15 protein-coding genes are annotated in these 20,913 nt (G+C 63.1%); 4 read left to right on the forward strand and 11 right to left on the reverse strand.

Features of this window, described 5'->3' with window-relative positions:
- Positions 1-5: 5 nt before the first annotated feature.
- From GMET_RS17330 to GMET_RS17380, 11 genes are all read right to left on the reverse strand, one after another.
- Positions 6-1,046, reverse strand: a complete 1,041-nt coding sequence (locus tag GMET_RS17330; protein WP_004513907.1) for a DMT family transporter — start codon at positions 1,044-1,046, stop codon at positions 6-8.
- 98 nt (positions 1,047-1,144) lie between these two features.
- Positions 1,145-1,828 (reverse strand): hypothetical protein, encoded by a 684-nt coding sequence (locus GMET_RS17335; RefSeq protein WP_004513908.1) that lies wholly within the window; start codon positions 1,826-1,828, stop codon positions 1,145-1,147.
- A gap of 88 nt (positions 1,829-1,916) precedes the next feature.
- On the reverse strand, positions 1,917-2,579 hold the full coding sequence (locus tag GMET_RS17340) for a DUF6448 family protein (protein WP_004513909.1): 663 nt from the start codon (positions 2,577-2,579) through the stop codon (positions 1,917-1,919).
- A gap of 74 nt (positions 2,580-2,653) precedes the next feature.
- Positions 2,654-3,025, reverse strand: a complete 372-nt coding sequence (locus tag GMET_RS17345; RefSeq protein ID WP_004513910.1) for a hypothetical protein — start codon at positions 3,023-3,025, stop codon at positions 2,654-2,656.
- A 137-nt stretch (positions 3,026-3,162) separates the two neighbouring features.
- Positions 3,163-4,284: an ABC transporter permease gene (locus GMET_RS17350; RefSeq protein ID WP_004513911.1), complete on the reverse strand. Its 1,122-nt coding sequence runs from the start codon at positions 4,282-4,284 to the stop codon at positions 3,163-3,165.
- 1 nt (position 4,285) lies between these two features.
- Entirely contained in the window at positions 4,286-5,395 is a 1,110-nt protein-coding gene (locus GMET_RS17355; protein WP_004513912.1) for an ABC transporter permease, read from the reverse strand.
- A 53-nt stretch (positions 5,396-5,448) separates the two neighbouring features.
- Positions 5,449-6,375, reverse strand: coding sequence for an ABC transporter ATP-binding protein (locus tag GMET_RS17360; protein ID WP_004513913.1), 927 nt, complete (start codon positions 6,373-6,375; stop codon positions 5,449-5,451).
- Positions 6,372-7,289, reverse strand: a complete 918-nt coding sequence (locus GMET_RS17365) for an ABC transporter ATP-binding protein (protein WP_004513914.1) — start codon at positions 7,287-7,289, stop codon at positions 6,372-6,374. The genes GMET_RS17360 and GMET_RS17365 overlap by 4 nt, the downstream gene beginning before the upstream one ends.
- Positions 7,286-8,293: an HlyD family secretion protein gene (locus tag GMET_RS17370; RefSeq protein WP_004513915.1), complete on the reverse strand. Its 1,008-nt coding sequence runs from the start codon at positions 8,291-8,293 to the stop codon at positions 7,286-7,288. The genes GMET_RS17365 and GMET_RS17370 overlap by 4 nt, the downstream gene beginning before the upstream one ends.
- Positions 8,290-9,615: a TolC family protein gene (locus tag GMET_RS17375; protein WP_004513916.1), complete on the reverse strand. Its 1,326-nt coding sequence runs from the start codon at positions 9,613-9,615 to the stop codon at positions 8,290-8,292. Before GMET_RS17375 ends, GMET_RS17370 begins: the two co-directional genes overlap by 4 nt.
- A 264-nt stretch (positions 9,616-9,879) precedes the next feature.
- Positions 9,880-10,482, reverse strand: a complete 603-nt coding sequence (locus tag GMET_RS17380) for a TetR/AcrR family transcriptional regulator (RefSeq protein ID WP_004513917.1) — start codon at positions 10,480-10,482, stop codon at positions 9,880-9,882.
- Between the two features lie 278 nt (positions 10,483-10,760).
- Between GMET_RS17380 and treZ the strand changes: the two genes are divergently transcribed.
- The 4 genes from treZ (at position 10,761) to GMET_RS17400 (ending at position 20,897) form a co-directional block, all read left to right on the forward strand.
- Positions 10,761-12,599: a malto-oligosyltrehalose trehalohydrolase gene (treZ, locus tag GMET_RS17385; protein ID WP_004513918.1), complete on the forward strand. Its 1,839-nt coding sequence runs from the start codon at positions 10,761-10,763 to the stop codon at positions 12,597-12,599.
- Between the two features lie 27 nt (positions 12,600-12,626).
- The gene (locus GMET_RS17390; RefSeq protein WP_004513919.1) at positions 12,627-15,611 is read left to right on the forward strand and encodes a malto-oligosyltrehalose synthase; all 2,985 of its coding nucleotides are present in this window, start codon (positions 12,627-12,629) and stop codon (positions 15,609-15,611) included.
- A 26-nt stretch (positions 15,612-15,637) separates the two neighbouring features.
- Complete coding sequence (treS, locus tag GMET_RS17395) at positions 15,638-18,976, forward strand: maltose alpha-D-glucosyltransferase (RefSeq protein WP_004513920.1); 3,339 nt, start codon at positions 15,638-15,640, stop codon at positions 18,974-18,976.
- 79 nt (positions 18,977-19,055) lie between these two features.
- Positions 19,056-20,897 (forward strand): chloride channel protein, encoded by a 1,842-nt coding sequence (locus GMET_RS17400; protein ID WP_004513921.1) that lies wholly within the window; start codon positions 19,056-19,058, stop codon positions 20,895-20,897.
- Positions 20,898-20,913 lie beyond the last annotated feature (16 nt).

Raw genomic sequence — 20,913 nt, forward strand, 5'->3', positions numbered from 1 at the left:
CATGATCAGTGGCTGTGCCTGTGGTGGATATCGGGCCAGTGAACGTGAGAATGGGTGAGCGGCTCATGCAGGTGGGGATGGTCATGGGGCTCCGTCCCCTCACCTTCAGCGTGCTCATGTTGATGATGCTCATCATGCAGGTGCTTGTGGGAATGAGAAAGCTCCTCGTGGGTATGGGGGTGGCCGTGCATTTCCCGCTGGAGGAGCGCTATCCCCGCAAGCATGAGTGAAGCGGCAACCCAATAGGTCGCTGGCGGGCGTTCGCCGAGGATGAGAACGGAGAGGAACGTCCCGACGAAAGGGCCAATGGCAAAGAGGGTGCTGGTCCTGGCGGAACCGATTCTCCGCAACGCCTCGACGAACAGAACCAGGCTCATGCCGTAGCTCATGGCGCCGATCAGGAGCGAACCGGCGACCTGAGGGACGGTTGCCGTTCCGGTTGAGAGAGCGAGCGCCAGGAGTGTGTTGAACGCCCCGGCGCCAAACCCTTTGATGCTGGCGAGAACCGTTGCCGGCAGCTCCTCGATGTCACGGGTCAGGTTGTTGTCGATCCCCCAGAACGCACAGGCCAGAAGGACGAGCAGTCCGGCAAAGGAAAAGGCAAGAGAACCGTCGTTCTTAAGAATGACAAATACCGAACCGAGAAGAATGAGCGCCTTGCCCCCCCAAACGCCGAGGCCCACATGCTCCCTGAAGACAAACCACGCAATGAGTGTGGTTGCCACCGTTTCAATATTCAATAGGAGAGAAACCTCTGAAGCGGTGCCGAATTTAATGCCGTAGGCAAGAAAGAGCGGAGCGACAACACCGCCGGAGAGTATCGAACCAAGCAAAGCAAGCCGCTTCTTCGGGGATAGCCGCTTTACCTCCTCGATTGATTTTTTCCCCTGAAACAACAGCAGGATGTGCAGTCCGATCCCCGACCCTAAATAGAGAAGGCCTGCCAACAGGGCGGGCGACATTTCACCTATCACCAGCTTGCATAAGACAGGAGAAATGCCGAAGAGCGCCGCGGATATGACAGCAAGGAATTGTCCGGAATACATAGGCATCCTTAAACTAGTGGCTTTGTTCAAGCGCTTCAGGATACCATACGCCCCCCAAATTGTCTGAATGAATTACCCGATTGGGGCCGCCAGTGCCATCACCGCGGCTGTGCCTTCAGCAGGTCCGAGATCTCCCCTTGCATGTCGGTCGCATCGATCTTCGCATTCTGGAGGAGCGCTCCCCAGCTTTTCTTTCCGCTTTTGACCTCGTGGTAGAGTTGTGGGGCCGGTTGTTTCGTCTTCCGGGCAATGACGGAGGCAATGATCAACTCCTGGTTGGAAGCGCCATCCTTGTGCATTCCCGCCAGTTCCCCATCGTTCAGCAACCGGTACCGAAGGAGCAGCTCGTCGACCACTGCGCCGGCAAGGCGCGCTGCCGGGGCCTTCGCGGCAAGGGTGCCGGAGAACCGGGGGCCGAGGACGCCGGGGGATATCCCCTGGGATGCCACGACATCCTTCCACGATTCCCTGGACTTCTTCGCCTCAAGGAGGGACTCCGGCGACGCCGGGGATTTGGACGCGATCCAGTAGGCTACCCAGAGGTCATCCGCAGAGGTTCCCCGCTGCTTCTTCATCACGATCGTCTTTTTCTCCACATTGAACGCCGTTGCGAAAAACGAGTTCTGGGTGGTGGCCAGGAAGTACGGATCGGCCACCGTGGGGCTCGCCGGATCGTAGGAGCGGTCGGTGAAGCAATGGCAGGTGATGGCGGGAATCGCCTGCGCCGGCAGTGGGGCAAGCAACAGTAGAATCAGGATCAGGTTGTAGATACCGTGACGCATGGGTGTTCCTCTCTTTGCTGACCAATGACAGCGATTGTCGTGATGGGAGGCGGGGCTCTGCCCCGCCTCCCCTGTTCATCCCGATGGATCAGTGCTCCGCCGCGCCGTGCCCGACCGGGGAATGCCCGGCGCCGCCGTGCTGCTCGGCATGGGGGTCTCCGCCGTGCTCGCCGTGGGCGCCCGCGCCGGTGGCATCCGTATGGAGCCGCTCGACGTAGTGGGTGAACTCCACATACGCCTTCACGAACTCCCGCCCCTGGGCGACACTCTCATCCTTGTGCCGGTAGGTCTCCGCGGCATGCTCGTAGCGTTTCCTGATCCCCGCCGCAACATCGTCGCTGACCAGTTTCACCAAGGCGTCGGCAGAACCGCCGACCAGGGCCTTGTCCGCCTCGGCGACGGCGGGCTCCACCGCTCCGGCGGGCTTCAGGCCGGTGAACGGTGCTCCCTCGCCGGCCCGATGGACCTTGACGAGGGTCGTGAAAAACCGTGTCTCCGCAGCCTCGGCATTCTTCCCCTTGGCGGCCAGCACCGCGTTGAAAGCACTCTTTACCGTATGTTCATCCGTCGGCCGTACCCATTTCAGGACCGGGGTAATATCCTTGGCTTCGATGGCCTTCCGCGCGTCCTGAACGACCGGCCCGTCGAGGGTATCGCAATGGGCCGAGGCGAATTGGGGAAGCGCGAGGGAGAGGGCGATGGCTGCCGCGATTCCCGCCGTTTTGATAGAGAGTATATTTTTCGTGTTCATGGTTATCTGTCTCCTGTTCTTTGATTTCTGAGTTTGAAGTAATCACGCCCGCATGGTTTTCCGGGCGCCCATGGTCAGGCAGCATTCCTCGGGGGGATATACAGGGGCCGGGGATAGCCGAGGAGGAGTCTGCCGGCATAGGAAGGGGAGAGTTCCACGATGAGCTGCGTTACGGCATGGGATTGACTATGCGTGACGACAAAAGGGGTGTCCGGATGGCAGATGCCGGAGCTGCCGTGATGGTCCCCCGTGGAGTCATGGCCGGCGTCCTCCGTGGAGTCATGGCCGGCGTCAGCATCGGTGGCAAGGCAGACGATATCCGAGGCGTGGGGCCCGCCAGGCTCGACGAACGCAAGGCCGTGGGCGTGGACCAGGGGGAAGAGGAACAGGTGAAGCACCACCATCACCATGGCCACGGCCTGTATGGGTACATGCGAAAATTTCATGGTCGCGTGTTGCCCTTTCATTAAATTGCCATGTTTTATTCTACACTTATATACCCGGTACCGACTTGTAATTCCTTGACCGAGGTCAAAAACCGTCCCCTTTTCCCGTCGCGTTCATCGCCACGGACACCTCCATCTCAGCCGAGTCTCTTGCGGAACCGCAGGGCACTCAGGGACATGACCGCCACCCCCAGGGCCAGGAGCGCGGCCAATTGGGGCCAGAGGACGCCGATGCCGTTTCCCTTCAGGAAGATCCCCCGGATGATGACCAGGAAGTAGCGGAGCGGATTGAGGAAGGTGCCGTACTGGATCGCCTCCGGCATGTTCTCGATGGGGAACATGAAGCCGGAGAGGAGCACCGCCGGGATGTAGAAGAGAAAGGTGGCCATGAGGGCCTGCTGCTGCGTCCGGGAGATGGTGGAGATGAAGAGCCCGATCCCGAGGACCGACAGGAGGTAGATGCCGGTGGCGAGGGTGAGAAGCGGCAGGGAGCCCTTTATGGGGATGCCGAACCAGAAGACCCCGACCGTGGTCACCAGTGCCATGTCGAAGAAGCTGATGACGGCGAAGGGGATGGTCTTCCCCAGGATCAGCTCCACCGGTTTCAGGGGGGTTACCATGAGCTGCTCCATGGTCCCGATCTCCCGTTCCCGCACCACCGCCATGGCGGTGAGCAGCAGAGAGGTGAGCATGATGATGATGGCGATGACCCCCGGGACGTTGTAGTTTCGGCTCCGAAGATCCGGGTTGTACCAGGCACGGGGGCGGAGATCGACTCTCCCCGTCTTCGCGAGGGGCCGGGTCATCGCCCGGCTCCCCATATCCTTGCCGAACCGGGCAATGACCCGCGTGGCGTAGTCCATGGCGACAGAGGCGGTGTTCGAGTCGGTGCCGTCCACGATCACCTGCACCTCCGTGGGGATCCCCCGCGCCAGGTCGCGGCCGAACCCGCGGTTCACCTGCACCGCAGCGAGGACCTTCCCCCGGTCGATGAGTTCCCCCAGCTCCTCCGGCGAAGCAGGGGTGGAGGTGATGGTGAAGTAGCCCGAGGATTCAAGTCTTCGGGCAAGCTCCCTGCTTTCATATGAGCGGTCCAGGTCGTAAACGGCGGTGGTGATATTCTTGACATCTGTAGTGACCGCGTAGCCGAACATGAGGAGCTGCAGGATGGGGGTGACGAAGATGATCGCCTTCATCCGCCGGTCCCGGAAGACCTGGCTGAACTCCTTGATTACCATCTCTCTTATCCGTTCGAACATCTCACACGATCCTTTTCCTGAATTTTCTGACCGACAGGATGAAGACCACCACGCCGAAGAGGGCGAGGAGGGCGGTTTCCGCCGCCAGGAGCCGGAGGGTGCTCCCCTTGAGGAAGATCCCCTTGAGGATCGAGACGAAGTAGCGGGCCGGGATGACCCGGGTCACGTTCCGCAGCGGCGTCGGCATGTTGGCGATGGCGTACATGAACCCGGAGAGGAGGAAGGCGGGGAGAAAGCTCACCACCATGGCGATCTGGCTCGCCACAAGCTGGGACCTGGCGACCACGGAGATGAGAATTCCCAGGGAGAGTCCGCCGAAGAGGAAGAGCGAGGAGAGGAGGGCGAGAAGAAGGAGGCTCCCCCGCAACGGAACGTCGAAGATGAGCGTCGCCATGGCCACCGAGAGGGCCACGTCGATGAAACCGATGAAAAAGTAGGGGATGAGCTTTCCGGCGATCAGCTCGGTGGGCTTTACCGGGGTGGCGATCAACTGCTCCATGGTCCCCCGCTCCCACTCCCGGGCGATGGTGAGGGAGGTGAGAAGGGCGGCGATGACCGCCATGATCACCGCGATGAGGCCGGGAATGATGTAGTTGCGGGACTTCAGCTCCGGGTTGTACCAGACCCGCACCCGGGGATCGATGGTGGGGGTCGCGAGCCCTCCCGAAGTCCGCTGACTGAAGCGCTCCGCAACCGCCTCCACGTAGCCCAGGGCGATGGTGGCGGTGTTGGAATCGCTTCCGTCCACCACCACCTGGAGCGGGGCGCTTTTCCCCCGCCGAAGGTTCTCGGAGAAATCCTCCGGGATCCAGAGCGCCACCTGTCCCCGGTTCGCGTCCAGGGCGGCGTCGATGTCGCCGCCTTGCTCCAGGGTGGCGACAATGGTGAAATACCCCGACTCCCGGAACTGGGACACGAGCTCCCGGCTCAGGGAGCTTCGGTCCAGGTCGTAGACCACGGTGCGCAGGTTGTTCACGTCCATGGTGATGGCGTAGCCGAAGATGAAGAGGAGGATCACCGGCATGAGAAACGCCATGGCGAGGCTCAGGGGGTCGCGGATAACCTGGATCAGCTCTTTCTTGGCTATGGCGCGGATGCGAGAGAGTTTCATGGCGATAGTCCTTTGCTCCCCCCTTTTTTAAAGGGGGACTTTGCAAGCATTGTTCACGACGTCTCGATCAACGTCACGAACACATCCTCCAGCGACGGCACGATCTTCTCGATCCGCACGGCCCCGATCCCCCCCCCGGCAAGGGCCTCCCTGATTCGCGGGATATCGTCGGCCGCGTTTTCCACGGTGGCATGGAGGACACTGCCGAAGATGGCCGCGTCAATGCCGTGACTGTCGAGGAGTTCCAGCGCCTCCACCACCCCCTCCACCTCGATCTCCAGGACATCCCGGGCCATGTGCCGCTCCTTCAGGGTGCCGGGCATTCCCTCGGCAATGATCCGTCCCCGGTAGATGAGGGCGAGCCGGTCGCAGTACTCCGCCTCGTCCATATAGTGGGTGGTGACGAAGATGGTCTTCCCCTCCCTTGCCATGTCGTAGATGAGCCGCCAGAAGTTGCGCCGGGAGATGGGGTCGACCCCGGAGGTCGGCTCGTCGAGAAAGATGATGGGGGGCTCGTGGAGGATGGCGCAGCCCAACGCCAGCCGCTGCTTGAACCCGCCGGAGAGGGTCCGCGTGAGGGCGCCCCGCTTGCCGGCGATCCCCGCCATCTCCAAGACCCACTCCTTCCGCTCCCGCTTCTTCTCCCTCGGCACCCGGTAGATCCCGCTGAAAAAGTTGATGTTCTCCTCAACGGTGAGGTCGTCGTAGAGGGAGAACTTCTGGGACATGTAGCCGATGGTCTTCTTGATCTCCTCCGCTTCCCCCATGATGTCGAAGCCCCCCACCATCCCCTTGCCGGCCGTTGGAGTGAGGAGGCCGCAGAGCATCTTGATGGTGGTGGACTTTCCGGCGCCGTTGGGGCCGAGAAAGCCGAAGATCTCCCCCTTGCGGACCGTGAGGCTGATGTGATCCACGGCGGTAAAGTCGCCGAAGACCCGGGTCAGCCCCCCAAACTCCACTGCCGTACCGTTTCCGTTCATTTCCCCTCCACCATGGCGATGAAGACATCCTCCAGGGATGGGAGGATCGGCCGGTGCCCCTTCACCTCGATTCCCTCCCCCTTCAGCCTCCCGGCCACCAGCTCCTCGATCCCGCTCCGCTCCAGGGAGACGTGGAGCTTGTCGCCGTAGATGCTCACGCTCCGCACTCCGTCGGTTCCCCGCACGATCTCCTCCGCCAGCCTTGCCTCGCCGGTCCAGAGCTCCACCATCGGGAAGCCGAGGGAACCCTTGATCCGCGCCGGGGTGTCGTCGACCAGGATTCTCCCCCGGTGCATGAGGCCGACTCTCGTGCAGCGCTCCGCCTCGTCCAGGTAGGCGGTGGAGACGAAGATGGTGATCCCCTCCTTCAGGAGATCGTAGAGGATTCGCCAGAAGTCCCGCCGGGAGACCGGATCGACCCCGTTGGTTGGCTCATCGAGAAAGAGGATCTCCGGGGTGTGGATGAGGGCGCAGGCAAGCCCCAGCTTCTGCTTCATGCCGCCGGAGAGCTTTCCCGCCAGCCGGTCCCTGAAGGGGGTGAGGTTGGAGAAGCCGAGAAGCCGCTCGAAGCGCGGCGGCCGCTCCCGTTTCGGAACCTCGTAGAGGTCGGCGTAGAAGGTGATGTTTTCCATGACGGTCAGCTCTTCGTAGAGGCCGAATCTCTGGGACATGTAGCCGATCCGCTCCTTGATCCGCTCTCCTTCTGTCCGGACCGAATGCCCGGCCACCCATGCCTCGCCGGACGAAGGCTCCATGATGGCGGTCAGAAGGCGCATGGTAGTGGTCTTGCCGGCGCCGTCCGGACCCACCAGGCCGAACAGTTCCCCTTTGCCGATCTCCAGGGTCAGGCCGTCCACGGCAGTCAGCGGGCCGAAGCCCTTGGTGAGGTTGTCGGTACGGATGACCGGGTTCATTTCCTGGTCCCCGATTCCCGGTCCCCGGTCACGATCCTGACATCGGCCGGCATGCCGGGCTTCAGCTCCTGGTTCGGGTTGTCCACGCTCACCTTGACCCCGAAGACGAGCTTCACCCGTTCTTCCTGGGTCTGCACGTTCTTGGGAGTGAATTCCGCCTCGGAGGAGATGTAGGTCACCACCCCCGCGAACTTCCTGCCGGGATAGGTGTCGACCGTCACCTCGGCCTTCTGGCCGAGCTTCACGAGCCCCAGCTTGTCCTCCTTCACATAGATCTTCACCCAGGGGTGCTCCAGTTCCCCCACAGTGAAGATGGGGGTCCCGGCGGTAACGGTTTCACCCGCTTCCACGTTTTTCCGCAGGACCACCCCCTTTACCGGCGTTTTCAGCTCCATGTCCGCCAGCTGCTCCCGGTAGACCCCGAGCTGTGCCCCGGCCTGCCGCACCTGGGCCTCCGTCGCCCTGATCGTCTCCAGGCGCGGTCCTTCCTTTACCAGGCTCTCGTTCTGCACGGCATGATCTTGCTGGGCCTTTGCCACCTCGAAGGAACGCTTGGCGACGTCCCGCTGCTGGGCGGCGATGGCGCCGTTTCTGAAGAGGGTCTCGGCCCGTTCGAGGTCCTTTACAGCCTTTTCCAGATCAGCCGATGCCGATGCGACCATGGCCCGAGCGCTCCTTTTTTCCTGGGGGCGGGAGCCGTGCTGCAGTTCCAGGAGCCGGGCGCTGCTGGCGTCGATGACGGCCCGCTGCGCTTCCATCTGGCGCAGGAGTTCCGAGCGGTCGAGCACCGCCACGGCCTCCCCCGCTACCACTTTCCTCCCCTCGTCGGTCAGGAGCCTCTCCACCCTCCCGGGAACCTTGAAGCCGAGATCCACCTCGGTCACCTCCACGTTTCCGGAGCTTAGCAGGATACCGGTATCGTCCTTTTTCCGATTCAGCAGGAAGAAGGCGGCAACACCCGCAATGACGACCACAAGTATTAGAAGTATCAGTTTCCTTTTCATCGTGAGGCCACCTCCCCGTATGCGTTGCTCCCCAAGGCCTTGTCCAGGGCCGCCTTCGCCGCCGCCAAGTCGTAGGAGGCCTGGTGCCGGTCGGTCGTTGCCCGCAGGAGCGCCGTCTGGGCGTCGATCACGTCCCTCGTCGTCCCGACCCCGGTTTCATACTTCAACTGCTCTACCCGCAGGTTCTCTTCCGCCGAGGAGATCGCCTCCCGCGCCACGGCAAGCCTCTTCTCCGCGTCGGCGACGGCAAGATACGCCTCCCTCACCTCCCGGACGATCGAAAGCCGCACGGCACGGAGCTCTTCGCCGGTCCGCTCCAGCTCCACCATCCCCTTTTTGATCTCCGCTCTGGTTATCCCGCCGTCAAAGAGGGGGTAGGAGAGCCGAAGACCGATGTTCCAGTTCTCCTTGAACGACAAGGAATCCCCCGCCCTTTCCCCGTACTCCCCCGCCACATCCACGGATGGGAGGCGTTTCCCCCTGGCGAGGTCGAGCCGTGCCTGGAAAAGTTCCGTCCGCGCCTTTACCTTCAGGTAGTCGGGACGCTGCCGCAGGGCGACCTCGACCGCTTTTTCTTCAGGCGGATACCCCTTTTCAGGGAAAGGCTCTTCGGCCACGGTGAATCGCGGGTAGCTTTCGTCCACCCCCATGAGGGAGCGCAGCAGCGCATAGGCGGCAGCGCCGGCGTTTTGCGTCGCCAGGACCTGCTGACGGCCATGGGCGAGCTCCACGTCGGTCTTCATGAGGTCCACCCGCGCCGCGCTCCCGGCCTTGACAAACTGCTCGGTGACTCGCCGGTGCTCTTCGAGTTGCCGCACATTCTGCTCGTGGGCCTTGAGGAGCTCCTCCAGCTCCAGGATCTTGCAGTAGACGCTCGTGACGTTGAAGACCAGCTCCTGTCTCCCCTGATGAAGGGCCCGCTCCGCAATCAGCCGGTTGATCTCCGCAATCTCCACGTTTTTCACCAGGCGTCCCCCCCGGTAGATGGGAAGCTTCAGGGTCAGCGACGCATCGTAGATGTCTTTGTCGAAGGGGGGGAATCCTCCGCCATTCTGCGGGGCCCCGGAGATAGGGGTGATGGGAGCGGCATAGCGGTAGCGCGTGATGCCTGCCTCCAGATCGAGCCTTGGCCACCTCCCCCCCTTGGCGGCGTCGACGGTGTGTTTTGCCGCCTCGATATCCTTGCCCAAGACCGAAAGCTTCGGCTCGTTCTCCAGGGCGAAATCAATCACCCGGGAAAGGGCGAAGGCCGGCACGCCAGCCTCTGCAAAGACTCCATGCGGCAGAAGAACCATCCCCATCAAGATCACTAACCTTTTCATGCCCGTCTCCGTTATGAAGGTTGAGTCCGCAAAATCCCCGAAGTCAGATATTCCTCGTAATTGCGCCAGAGCTTCATCCCTTCATTGACCAGGGAAAAGGAATGACCGTTCAGCGACCATTTGAGGGTCATTGCCAGCACCATTCCTATCAGCATCGAGGCGGCGGCCGCCGGATCAACAACATGCCCGATGGCGCCAGTCTTTTTTCCGTGCTGAATGAGCGCCTCTCACTAGTGAGCGAGTTGAAAGATCTTGCCTGCAATCTCACACCTTGCAGACGAGCGACTTCACAAAGGTTTCCCAGAGCCTTTCCCCCTCATCGCTCAGTTTCGAGGAAAACTTGTTCATTACCCACCGCAGGGCGGTAAAATTGACCGTGCCGATGAACATGGTGGCCAGAGCGTTCGGGTCCATTTCCCTGTTCAATGCCCCCGCTTCCTGTCCCTGTTCGATAACGGCGCTGATCCCCCTGAAATAGTGCATGAGATTTCCCCTGACTTTTTCCCGGAGGGTCTCGTTCAGCACCAGAACCTCCTCGGTGAAGATGGTGCGGGGAATGCCCACATGCTCTTCGATGTACGAGAGGTGCCGCTTGAAGATTTCCTCAAGTCTGCGCAGTGGTTCGGCGATATCCGCAGCGGCATCGAGAATCGATGCGAGATCGTTTCCGATCTTGTCGATCACCGACCCGAGGATCTCTTCCTTCCCCTTGAAGTGCCGGTAAAGGTTCCCTTCGGAGATGCCGCTCGCAGAGGCGATCTCCGCTGTTGTTGCGCCGCTTATTCCTTTCGTTCCGATAATCCTGAGGGCCGCCTCGGTAATCTGCTGTCGCCTTACTTCCGTGGGCTCTTTTTTTCGTGGTTTCATGGTCGGTCTCTTTGCAAGTGAGCGGTTACTTGCATGACAGTATTGCAGGCTCCCTCCCGGTTTGAGTTTGATCTAAGTCAAAAAGGGCTATTTCTCTGGCAAAGACCGTCCCTAGCTCCATCTCGGCCGAACCCTTTGCATCCATGCCGTTGCCTGTTAGTCTTTCAGAGATGATTGCAGCAGGCGGGGGCCACGGAGTCGGCCCTCTTACCCTGCCGGAAAACGGCCGCGCACCGGCGCAGCCATAACCCGGCTGACGGCACAGGGAAGGTGCAGACATGGGAGAGTGGCATCTGGACATGGGGGCGACCCCCCTTGCCGGGGGAGTTCGCTTCAGGGTATGGGCCCCTTTGGCCGAGTCGGTGGCGGTCATCCCCTGCGGGAAAGAGGCATCGTACCCCCTCTCCCGGGCCGGCGAATACTTCCAGGGGACCATCGCCGGCATGGCCCCGGGAGACCGTTACTGGTACCTGCTTGACGGCACTCTCCGGCGTCCCGACCCCGCGTCACGGAGCCAGCCCGACGGGGTCCACGGTCCATCCCAAGTGGTGGCTCCGGTCTCCTTCTGCTGGACCGATGGCCAGTGGCGGGGGCTGAAGCTTGAAGAACTGATCACCTACGAGCTCCACGTGGGGACCTTCACCCCCGTGGGTACCTTCACGGCGGCAATCAGGCGCCTCGATTACCTGGCGGAGCTGGGAGTGACCGCGGTGGAGCTCATGCCGGTGGCGGAGTTTCCCGGCACCCGCAACTGGGGGTATGACGGGGTTTTCCCCTTTGCCCCGCACCACGCCTACGGAGGGGCGAACGGGCTCAAGGCCCTGGTGGACGCCTGCCACCGGCGGGGGCTCGCCGTGATCCTCGACGTGGTCTACAACCACCTCGGCCCCGAGGGGAACTATCTCCACCCCTTTGCCCCCTACTTCACCGACCGCTACCGCACGCCGTGGGGAGATGCCGTCAACTTCGACGGACCCGACAGCAACGGGGTGCGCCACTACGTAATCGCCAACGCCCTCCACTGGGTAAGCGAGTACCACGTGGACGGCCTGCGCCTCGACGCCATCCACGGCATCTACGACTTCAGCGCCCGCCACATCCTTCTGGACATCAGCCAGGCGGTCGATTCCCTGGCCCGGCAGCTGGGGAGGAAGGTCCACGTCATCGCCGAGAGCGACCTGAACGACGTGCGGACCATCACGCCGCCGGAATGGGGGGGACACGGCTGCCACGCCCAGTGGTGCGACGATTTCCACCACGGGCTCATGACGTACCTCACCGGGGAACGTCAGGGGTATTACGCGGATTTCGGCCTCTTCGGCCATCTGGAGAAGGCTTTTCGGGAAGGGTTCGTTTACTCCGGCCAATACTCCCGCCACCGCCGGCGCCGCCACGGCAGCCCGTCGGCGGCCCGTCCACCCCGGCAGCTGGTGGTCTTCTCCCAGAACCACGACCAGGTGGGAAACCGGCTACGGGGGGACCGCCCCTCGCTCCGCCTCTCCCTGGAGCAGCTCAAGCTGGCCGCCGGCGCGGTCATCCTCTCCCCCTACCTCCCCCTTCTCTTCATGGGGGAGGAGTACAGCGAAACCGCACCCTTTCCCTACTTCACGAGCCACGGCGACCCGGAGCTGGCGGAGGCGGTGCGGCAGGGGCGCCGGGAAGAGTTCGCCTCCTTCGGCTGGGAGGCCGAGGTGCCTGACCCCCAGGCCGAAGAGACCTTCCTCGCCGCCAGAATCGACCCGGAGCGCCGTCACCAGGGGTGGCACCGCTCCCTGTACGCCTTTTACCGGGAAGTGATCCGGCTCCGCCGGGAGCTTCCGCACCTGCGCCACCCCGAGCGGGAGGAGGTGGCGGTGGTCGGGCTGGAAGCGGACCGGGTCATCGCCCTCCGCTATCGCCATGGCGGGAGAGAACTCATCACCCTCTTTGCCCTGGGGAAAACTCCCCGCACCGTCCGGCTCCCCTTCAGACACGGCGAATGCCGCAAGCTCCTCGATTCGGCCGGGAAGAGCTGGGGCGGTCCGGGGAGCATCGCGCCGGAACGAATCGGCGCTGACGGCGATGGCGCAGGCCTCACCCTCGCGCCCTTCAGCGTCACGCTCTACGGCACAGGGTAAGAGCTACGCCGCCTCACGGAGTCACCCATGAACCAGACGAACCTTGCCAAGGCACGGATACCGACGGCAACCTACCGCCTCCAGTTCAACGAGGGGTTCCGCTTCCAGGATGCGGAGCGGATCGTTCCCTACCTGAGCGCCCTGGGGGTGAGCGACGTCTATGCCTCCCCCTTCTTCAAGGCCCGGGCCGGGAGCATGCACGGCTACGACATCGTCGACCACAACCGCCTGAACCCGGAACTCGGCACCCGGGAGGACTTCGACTCCTACTGCGACTGCCTCGGGCGCCACGGCATGGGGCAGGTACTCGACTTCGTCCCGAACCACATGTGCGTCGAGGGGGGAGGCAACGAGCGGTGGCTCGACCTCATGGAAAACGGCCCCAGCTCGCCCCACGCGGCCTTTTTCGATGTGGACTGGTCGCCGGTCAAGAAGGAGTTGGCCGACAAGGTGCTCATTCCGGTCCTCGGCGACCAGTACGGAACGGCTCTGGAAAAGGGGGAACTGGTCCTCTCCTTCGAGGAAGGGGCATTCTTCATCAGCTACTACGAGCACCGGTTCCCCATCATCCCCAAGACCTACTGCCCCCTCCTCACCCACCGGCTCCAGGAACTGGAGCGGCTCCTCCCCCCTGATCACGAGGCGTACCAGGAGCTCCTGAGCATCGTGACCGCCATCTCTCACCTCCCCTTCTACACGGAGCGCGATCCGGACCTGGTCCGGGAGCGCTATCGGGAAAAGGAGGTGATCAAGCTGCGGCTCGCGGCCCTCTGCCGTGATTACTGGCCCGTCAAGACGTTCATCGATGAGAATGTCCGGATCTTCAATGGCGAGAAGGGGAATCCCCGCAGCTTCGACCTGCTGGACGGAATCCTGCGCCAGCAGGTCTACCGCCTCGCCCACTGGCGGACCGCCACCGACGAGATCAACTACCGCCGCTTTTTCGACATCAACGCCCTCGGCGCCATACGGATGGAGACCCCCCGGGTCTTCGAGGAGACCCATCGGCTGGTCCTGGGACTGGTGCGGGAGGGGAAGGTGACGGGGCTGCGGATCGACCACGCCGACGGGCTCTTTAACCCCACCGACTATTTCAGGCGGCTCCAGCGGAGCTGCTTCCTGGAGACGCGCCTGGCAGGCCTCGGGAACAGGAGCAGGGCCAGGGAAGAGGAAGAACCCGCGGGAACTCTCGCCGAGGGTATCCTTCAGCTCTACGACGAGATGCTGGAGGTTTCGCCCCGGATCAAGCCCTTCTACATCATCGGCGAAAAAATTCTCATGAAGAACGAGCGGCTCCCCGAGGACTGGCCGGTCCACGGCACCACGGGGTACGAATTCGCCAACGCCGCGACCGGCCTCCTGGTGGATACCCGCAACGGCCGCCGGTTCGACACCGTCTACGCGCGGTTCATCCACGAAAAGCCCGATTTCCCCGAGATCGCCTATCAGAAGAAGAAGCAGGTCATGAAGTTCTCCATGGGGGGCGAAATCAACACCCTGGGGCACTACCTCAACAAGCTTTCGGAGACCAACCGCCACACCCGCGATTTCACCCTCGGGAGCCTCACCAAGGCACTGCTGGAGGTGATCGCCCATTTCCCCGTCTACCGGACCTACACGGCAACCCGCAAGGTGGCTGACCGGGACCGCCAGTACATCGAATATGCCGTGGCCAGGGCCAAGCGGCGCAATCCGGCCATGAGCGAATCGATCTTCACCTTCATCGAGGATGTGCTCCTGCTCCGCTTCCATGACAGCACCAGCGGGGATGAGCAGGAGCAGTGGCTCGACTTTGTCATGAGGGTCCAGCAGCTCACCGGACCGGTCATGGCCAAGGGGCTTGAGGATGCCGCCTTCTACGTCTACAACCGGCTCGTCGCCCTCAACGAGGTGGGAGGAACCCCGGAGCGCTTCGGCATCACCATCGAGGCCTTCCACGGCCAGAACATCGAGCGGGCCCGGAGCATCCCGACGGCGCTGCTTACCACCTCCACCCACGACACCAAGCGGAGCGAGGATGTCCGCGCCCGGATCTGCGTCCTCTCGGAGGACCCTGGAGCGTGGCACGACTGCCTCATGCGCTGGAGCCGGATGAACCGCCCCCACAAGGCGACCGTCCAGGGGATCAAGGTGCCGAGCCGCAACGAGGAGTGCCTCCTCTACCAGACCATCGTCGGCGCCTGGCCGGCAGAGGATTTCACGGGGAATGAACGGGACGTTTTCGTGGGACGGATCAGGGAGTACATGCTCAAGGCCATGCGGGAGGCCAAGGTGAACACGAGCTGGATCAACCCGGATTCGGTCTACGAAGAGGCGGCGCTCCACTTCGTTGACACCATCCTCCAGGACGTCACCGCCAACAACTTCCTTGCCGACCTGCGGCGGACCCTTCCCCCCCTCATCCGTTGCGGAATGCTGAATTCCCTCTCCCAGACCCTGCTCAAGGTGGCCTCACCCGGCGTCCCGGACTTCTACCAGGGGAACGAGCTCTGGGACTTCAGCCTCGTGGACCCGGACAACCGCCGGCCGGTGGATTTCGCGAAGCGGATCGCCATGCTCGATGGATTGCGGACGGCAGAGGAGGAGCGGGGCCCCCTTGCCTTGACGCGGGAGCTCCTCGAAACCATGGCCGACGGCCGGGTGAAGCTATTCCTCATCGGGAAGGCCCTCGCCCATCGCCGGGCCAACCGCTCCCTCTTCGAGCTCGGCACATACCTTCCGCTTGAGGTTCAGGGCGAACAGAGCGACAACGTCTGCGCCTTCGCGCGCTGCCACGACGGCGCGATGGCCATTGCCGTGGCTCCGCGCTTCTTCACCCGGCTGGGGGTTCCCCCCCTGGGTGCCGCGGTCTGGGAGGATACGCGGCTCGTCATCCCTGCCGCGGGGAGCGGCCGCGCCTGCCGCAACATCTTCACCGGCGAGCGGGTCGCGATGTCGCAGCAGGAGAGAGTGGCGACCCTCCCCCTTTCCGCCGTGCTCTCGGATTTTCCCGTGGCCCTGCTGGAAGCATGAAGGGATGAGTGACAAGGAGGTACCCCATGGCACGCAGAGAACCGTTGCGGGGCGGCAATCCCCTCTGGTACCGGGACGCCATTATCTACCAGCTCCACGTCAAGGCCTTCGCCGACTCGGACGGCGACGGCATGGGGGACTTCCGGGGCCTCATGGGGAAGCTCGACTATCTCCAATCCCTGGGGATCACCGCCATCTGGATCCTCCCCTTCTACCCTTCGCCGCTACGGGATGACGGGTACGACATCGCCGACTATTACAGCGTGAACCCCAGCTACAACACCCTGCGGGAATTCCGGGAGTTCCTCCGGGCGGCACACGCCCGCCGCATCCGGGTCATCACTGAGCTGGTCCTCAACCACACCTCGGACCAGCACCCCTGGTTCCAGCGGGCCCGCCGGGCCAAACCGGGATCGGCCCACCGCGACTACTACGTCTGGAGTGACAACCCCGACCGCTACCAAGGAACCCGGATCATCTTCCAGGACTTCGAAACCTCCAACTGGAGCTGGGATCCGGTGGCCAAGGCCTACTACTGGCACCGGTTCTACTCCCACCAGCCCGATCTCAACTACGACAACCCCAAGGTCCAGGCGGAGATGCTCCGGGTCATCGACTACTGGCTCGGGATGGGAGTGGACGGGGTGCGCCTCGACGCGGTCCCCTACCTCTTCGAGCGCGAGGGGACCAACTGCGAGAACCTCCCCGAAACCCACGCCTTCCTGAAGAAGCTCCGGGCCCACGTGGACGCCTCGTTCCCCAACCGGATGCTCCTCGGCGAGGCCAACCAGTGGCCCGAAGACGCCATCGCCTACTTCGGCGAGGGGGACGAGTGCAACATGCTCTTCCACTTCCCCCTCATGCCCCGTATGTACATGGCCATCGAAATGGAGGACCGCTTCCCCGTAATCGACATCATCGACCAGACCCCCGCCATCCCCGAGGGGTGCCAGTGGGCCATCTTCCTCCGCAACCACGACGAGCTGACCCTGGAGATGGTCACCGACGAAGAGCGGGACTACATGTACCGGATCTACGCCGCCGACCCGAAAGCGCGGATCAACCTGGGGATCCGGCGGCGCCTCGCTCCGCTCATGGAGCGGGACCGGCGGAAGATCGAGCTGATGAACGCCCTTCTCTTCTCGCTCCCCGGCACCCCCATCATCTACTACGGCGACGAGATCGGCATGGGGGACAACTACTACCTGGGGGACCGCAACGGCGTCCGCACCCCCATGCAGTGGAGCCCTGACCGCAACGCCGGCTTCTCCGGCGCCAACCCCCAGCGGCTCTACCTGCCGGTCATCATCGACCCCGAATACCACTACGAGGCGGTAAACGTGGAGATTCAGGAGCGCAACCCCACGTCGCTCTTATGGTGGATGCGCCGCACCATCGCCGTGCGCCGCCGCCACCGGGCCTTCAGCAGCGGCACCCTGGAGATGCTCTATCCGGCCAATCACCGGGTCCTCGCCTTTCTCCGGCGCCACGAAGACGAGGTGATCCTCGTAGTGGGAAACCTCTCCCGCTTCGCCCAGGCCGTGAGCCTCGACCTGAAGGAGTTCGCCGGCATATCGCCAGCAGACCTCTTCAGCCGGAACCGGTTTCCGGTCATCCGCGAAATCCCCTACCCCCTCACCCTGGGCCCCCACGATCATTTCTGGTTCATCCTGAGCCGTGCAGAGTCGCCACGCCTGCCAGAGGGAGAACTGCCGCGGATCAACCTCCCGGGAGGACTCCCGTGGTGGGAGGCCCTCCAGCATACCGGAGGGGACACCCGCCTGGAACGGGCGACCACCGACTACCTGAACCGAAGCGGCTGGTTCCGGGGGAAAGCCCGGGCAATCATCGGCTATGCCCTGCGCGACACCGTGCTTCTGCGGACATCAGACCAGGTCTTTCCCCTGTTCTTCCTGGAGGTCCGCTACCAGAACGGCGCGCCGGAAACCTACCTGATCCCCGTTGCGTTTCTCCGGGGCCCCGGGGCGAAACGGGTCGATGCCGAATCGCCACAGGCGGCCATTGCATCCCTCTCCGTGGGGGACGAAGCAGGGATCCTCTGCGATGCGCTCCATGACCGGGAGTTCAGGGACGCGCTCCTCGCCCTTGCCCTTGGCCGGCGCCGACTCCATGGTAAACGGGAGAGCCTCGTCGTACCGCTCCATGGGAGAGGAGGCCACGCCGAAGGAATGCGGGAAACGGAGCATCTCATTTCCGAGCTCGTCACGGGGGAAGAGGCGAGCAGTGTCATCCTCTATGGCGATCGGCACGTGTTCAAGCTGTACCGCACGGTGGAACCGGGGGTGAATTCGGAGGTGGAGCTGGTCCGGTTTCTGACGGAAAAGTCCCGCTACCCCAACATTGTCCCCTTCCAGGCGAGTCTCGAGTTGCGCCATCCCGGCACCGAACCATGCACCATTGGCCTTGTGCAGGAATATGTGAAAAACCAGGGTAACGGCTGGCGGCTCGCGCTCCACCTCCTCGGCCAGTACTTCGAGCGGATTCTCTCCCGCCGGGGCGAGATCCCTCCTCCGCCGAAGCGGTTCTCGAGCCTCATAGACGGCAGCGCCTGCACCGTTCCGGAACCGGTCGCGAATCTCATTGGCGGCTTCTATCTGGAAATGGCGGGACTTCTCGGGCGTAGAACCGCCGAACTCCACCTGGCCCTTGCCGCGGGGGGAAACGATCCGGCCTGGAAACCGGAGGCGTATTCAACCATTTACCAGCGCTCCGTGTACCAGTCCATGCGCAACCAGGCACGGCGCACCCTTCAGCTCCTGTCCCAGAACCGCAATCTTCTGCCGATCGACGACCAGGGACCGGCTGACCGGGTCCTGGGGGCCGAAAAGGAGATTCTCTCCTGGCTGGCCCAAATCGTCGGCCGGCGGATAGGGACGATGAAGATCCGCATCCACGGCAATTTTCACCTGGGGAAAGTGCTCTTCACCGGCAAGGATTTCGTAATCCTCGACTTCGAGGGGGAGCCGGACCGGACCCTCAGCGAGCGCCGCATCAAGCGCTCTCCCCTGAGGGACGTGGCATCAATGATCCGCTCCTTCCACGCTGCCACGCTGACTGCCCTCGCACGGCATGGGAACGGCCGTTCCGGAGACGTCCAGCTTCTGGAGCCGTGGGCGGATGCCTGCTATTACCACGTGAGCTGCCGCTACCTCGCGGGGTACCTCGAACGGATGGGGAACAGTCCCCTCGTTCCGGCAGACCGGAACGACCTGGCGACCCTCCTCCGCTCGTTCCTGCTCGACAGGGCGCTCCGCGACCTCGGGTTCGCCCTGGGCAACCGCCCCGAAACGGCCTCGTCCCCCCTGAAGGGGATCGAGACGGTGCTGCGGGAATACGGGGAATAGTCCGCGCCGCCGCGTTAGAACCGCGCTGGGAAAATCAGTTGCGCAATTCCCGTGGCGTCAGTATAAAATCTGCGTGCCCATGAAACAGCAACCCCCTCGACGAGCTCCGCTCTGGCCCACGCCATTGGTCCTGATCCACGACCTCCACCTGCTTCGCCGGTTCGTTCGGCTACGGCGGAGTGTCCTGGCCCTCCTCTCCCGTCTGCGGATCAGCGAGAGCACCCTCATGGCAGTTCTGGCCGTGGGGATAGGGCTCCTGGCGGGACTCTGCAACTACGCCTTCCGTTCGTGCATCGATTTTTTCCGCTGGCTCATCATCGACAACGGTGCCCGACTGACCGGCTATTCCCCCGACACCTGGGACGCAAGCCGGCTCTGGGCGTTGGCCTTTCCCGTCATCGGCGCGACCATCATGCTCCCCCTCTTCATCTGGTACCGAGAGGACATGGCCTTCGGCTTCCCCCGTTTCCTTGAGAGGGTCAACCTGAGGGGGGGACGACTTCCCCTGCGGCTCATGTTCACCAGGGGGATTTCGTCGGCCCTCACCATCGGCTCCGGCGGCTCGGCCGGCCAGGAAGGCCCCATCGCCCAGATCGGCGGCACGGCCGGCTCCGTGGTTGGCCATCTGCTCGGCATGCCGGAGGAACGGCTCAAGGTCCTGATCGGCTGCGGAGTTTCCGGCGGCGTGGCAGCCACCTTCAACGCCCCCCTCGCCGGCGTCTTTTTTGCCCACGAAATTGTCCTTCTCTCCAGCTTCGAGCTTTCCTCTTTCACGAGCATCGTCATCTCATCCGGCATGGCCACGGTCGTCTCCCGGGCCATGTACGGCGACATCCCCGCCTTTGACGTACCGGCCTACCAGCTCGTCCACCCCCTGGAACTGGTCTTGTATGCCCTGTTAGGGATCGTGTGCGGCTGCGTCGCGGCCCTCTTCATCACTGGCTATGGAAAAACCAGGGAGTTTTTCGAGCAGCTCCGGGTGAATCCCCTCTGGAAGCCGCTGCTCGGGGGATTCCTCGCCGGCTGTGTCGGGGTCCTCCTCCCCCAGGTCCAGGGAAACGGGTACGGATTCATTGAAAAGGCCGTCGGCAACGACGTGGGATGGCTCCTTGTCACGCTCCTCATCGTCGGGAAGATGGCCGCCACCTGCGTCACGATCGGCTCGGGGCTGCCGGGGGGAACCTTCGCCCCGTCGCTTTTCATAGGGTCAGTGACCGGCATGAGTTTCGGTTTCCTGGCAAACCTCCTCTTTCCGCTCCATACCGCAACGCCGGGGGCCTATGCCCTGGTGGGAATGGGGGCGTTCCTCGCCTCGGTCACCCATGCGCCCATGACCGGCATCTTCCTCCTGTTTGAGATGACCGGTTCCTACAAGGTTATCATTCCGATCATGCTTGCCTGCTCCATCGGCACTGCCGTGGCGCGCCATTTCCGCAAGGACGGCATCGACACCGCCGACCTTGCAGCCCGGGGGATCGACCTGAGAACGGGGCGCGAGGAGACGATACTGGAGAAGATCCAGGTGAGGGGAGTCATGATGCACGATGCGGAGGTTCTCCCCGAATCGATGACCATCCGTGAGTTTCTGGAACGCGCCCATACCCCTCGCCAGCACACCTTTCCCCTGGTAGACGCCGGCGGCGGCCTGGCCGGCGTCGTCACGATCCATGACTTCCTGGGCGTCGCCTTCGAACCGGACATCCTGGACAAGGTTCCCCTCGGGGAAATGGCCACCGACGACGTCATCACCGTGCAGGGCGACGAAAGCCTCGCCGCTGCGCTCAGGAAGATGGACCTCACCCCCATCGAAGAACTGCCGGTTGTCGATTCCGGCAATGGAAAGGTTATCGGGATTCTGTCGCGACGGGAAGTCATTGCCGCCTACAACCGGGCGATCGTGGAACGGACGTTCCGGGCGTGAGCCCCCTTCCGCCATA

The sequence above is a fragment of the Geobacter metallireducens GS-15 genome (assembly GCF_000012925.1).
In the GTDB taxonomy this organism is placed as follows: domain Bacteria; phylum Desulfobacterota; class Desulfuromonadia; order Geobacterales; family Geobacteraceae; genus Geobacter; species Geobacter metallireducens.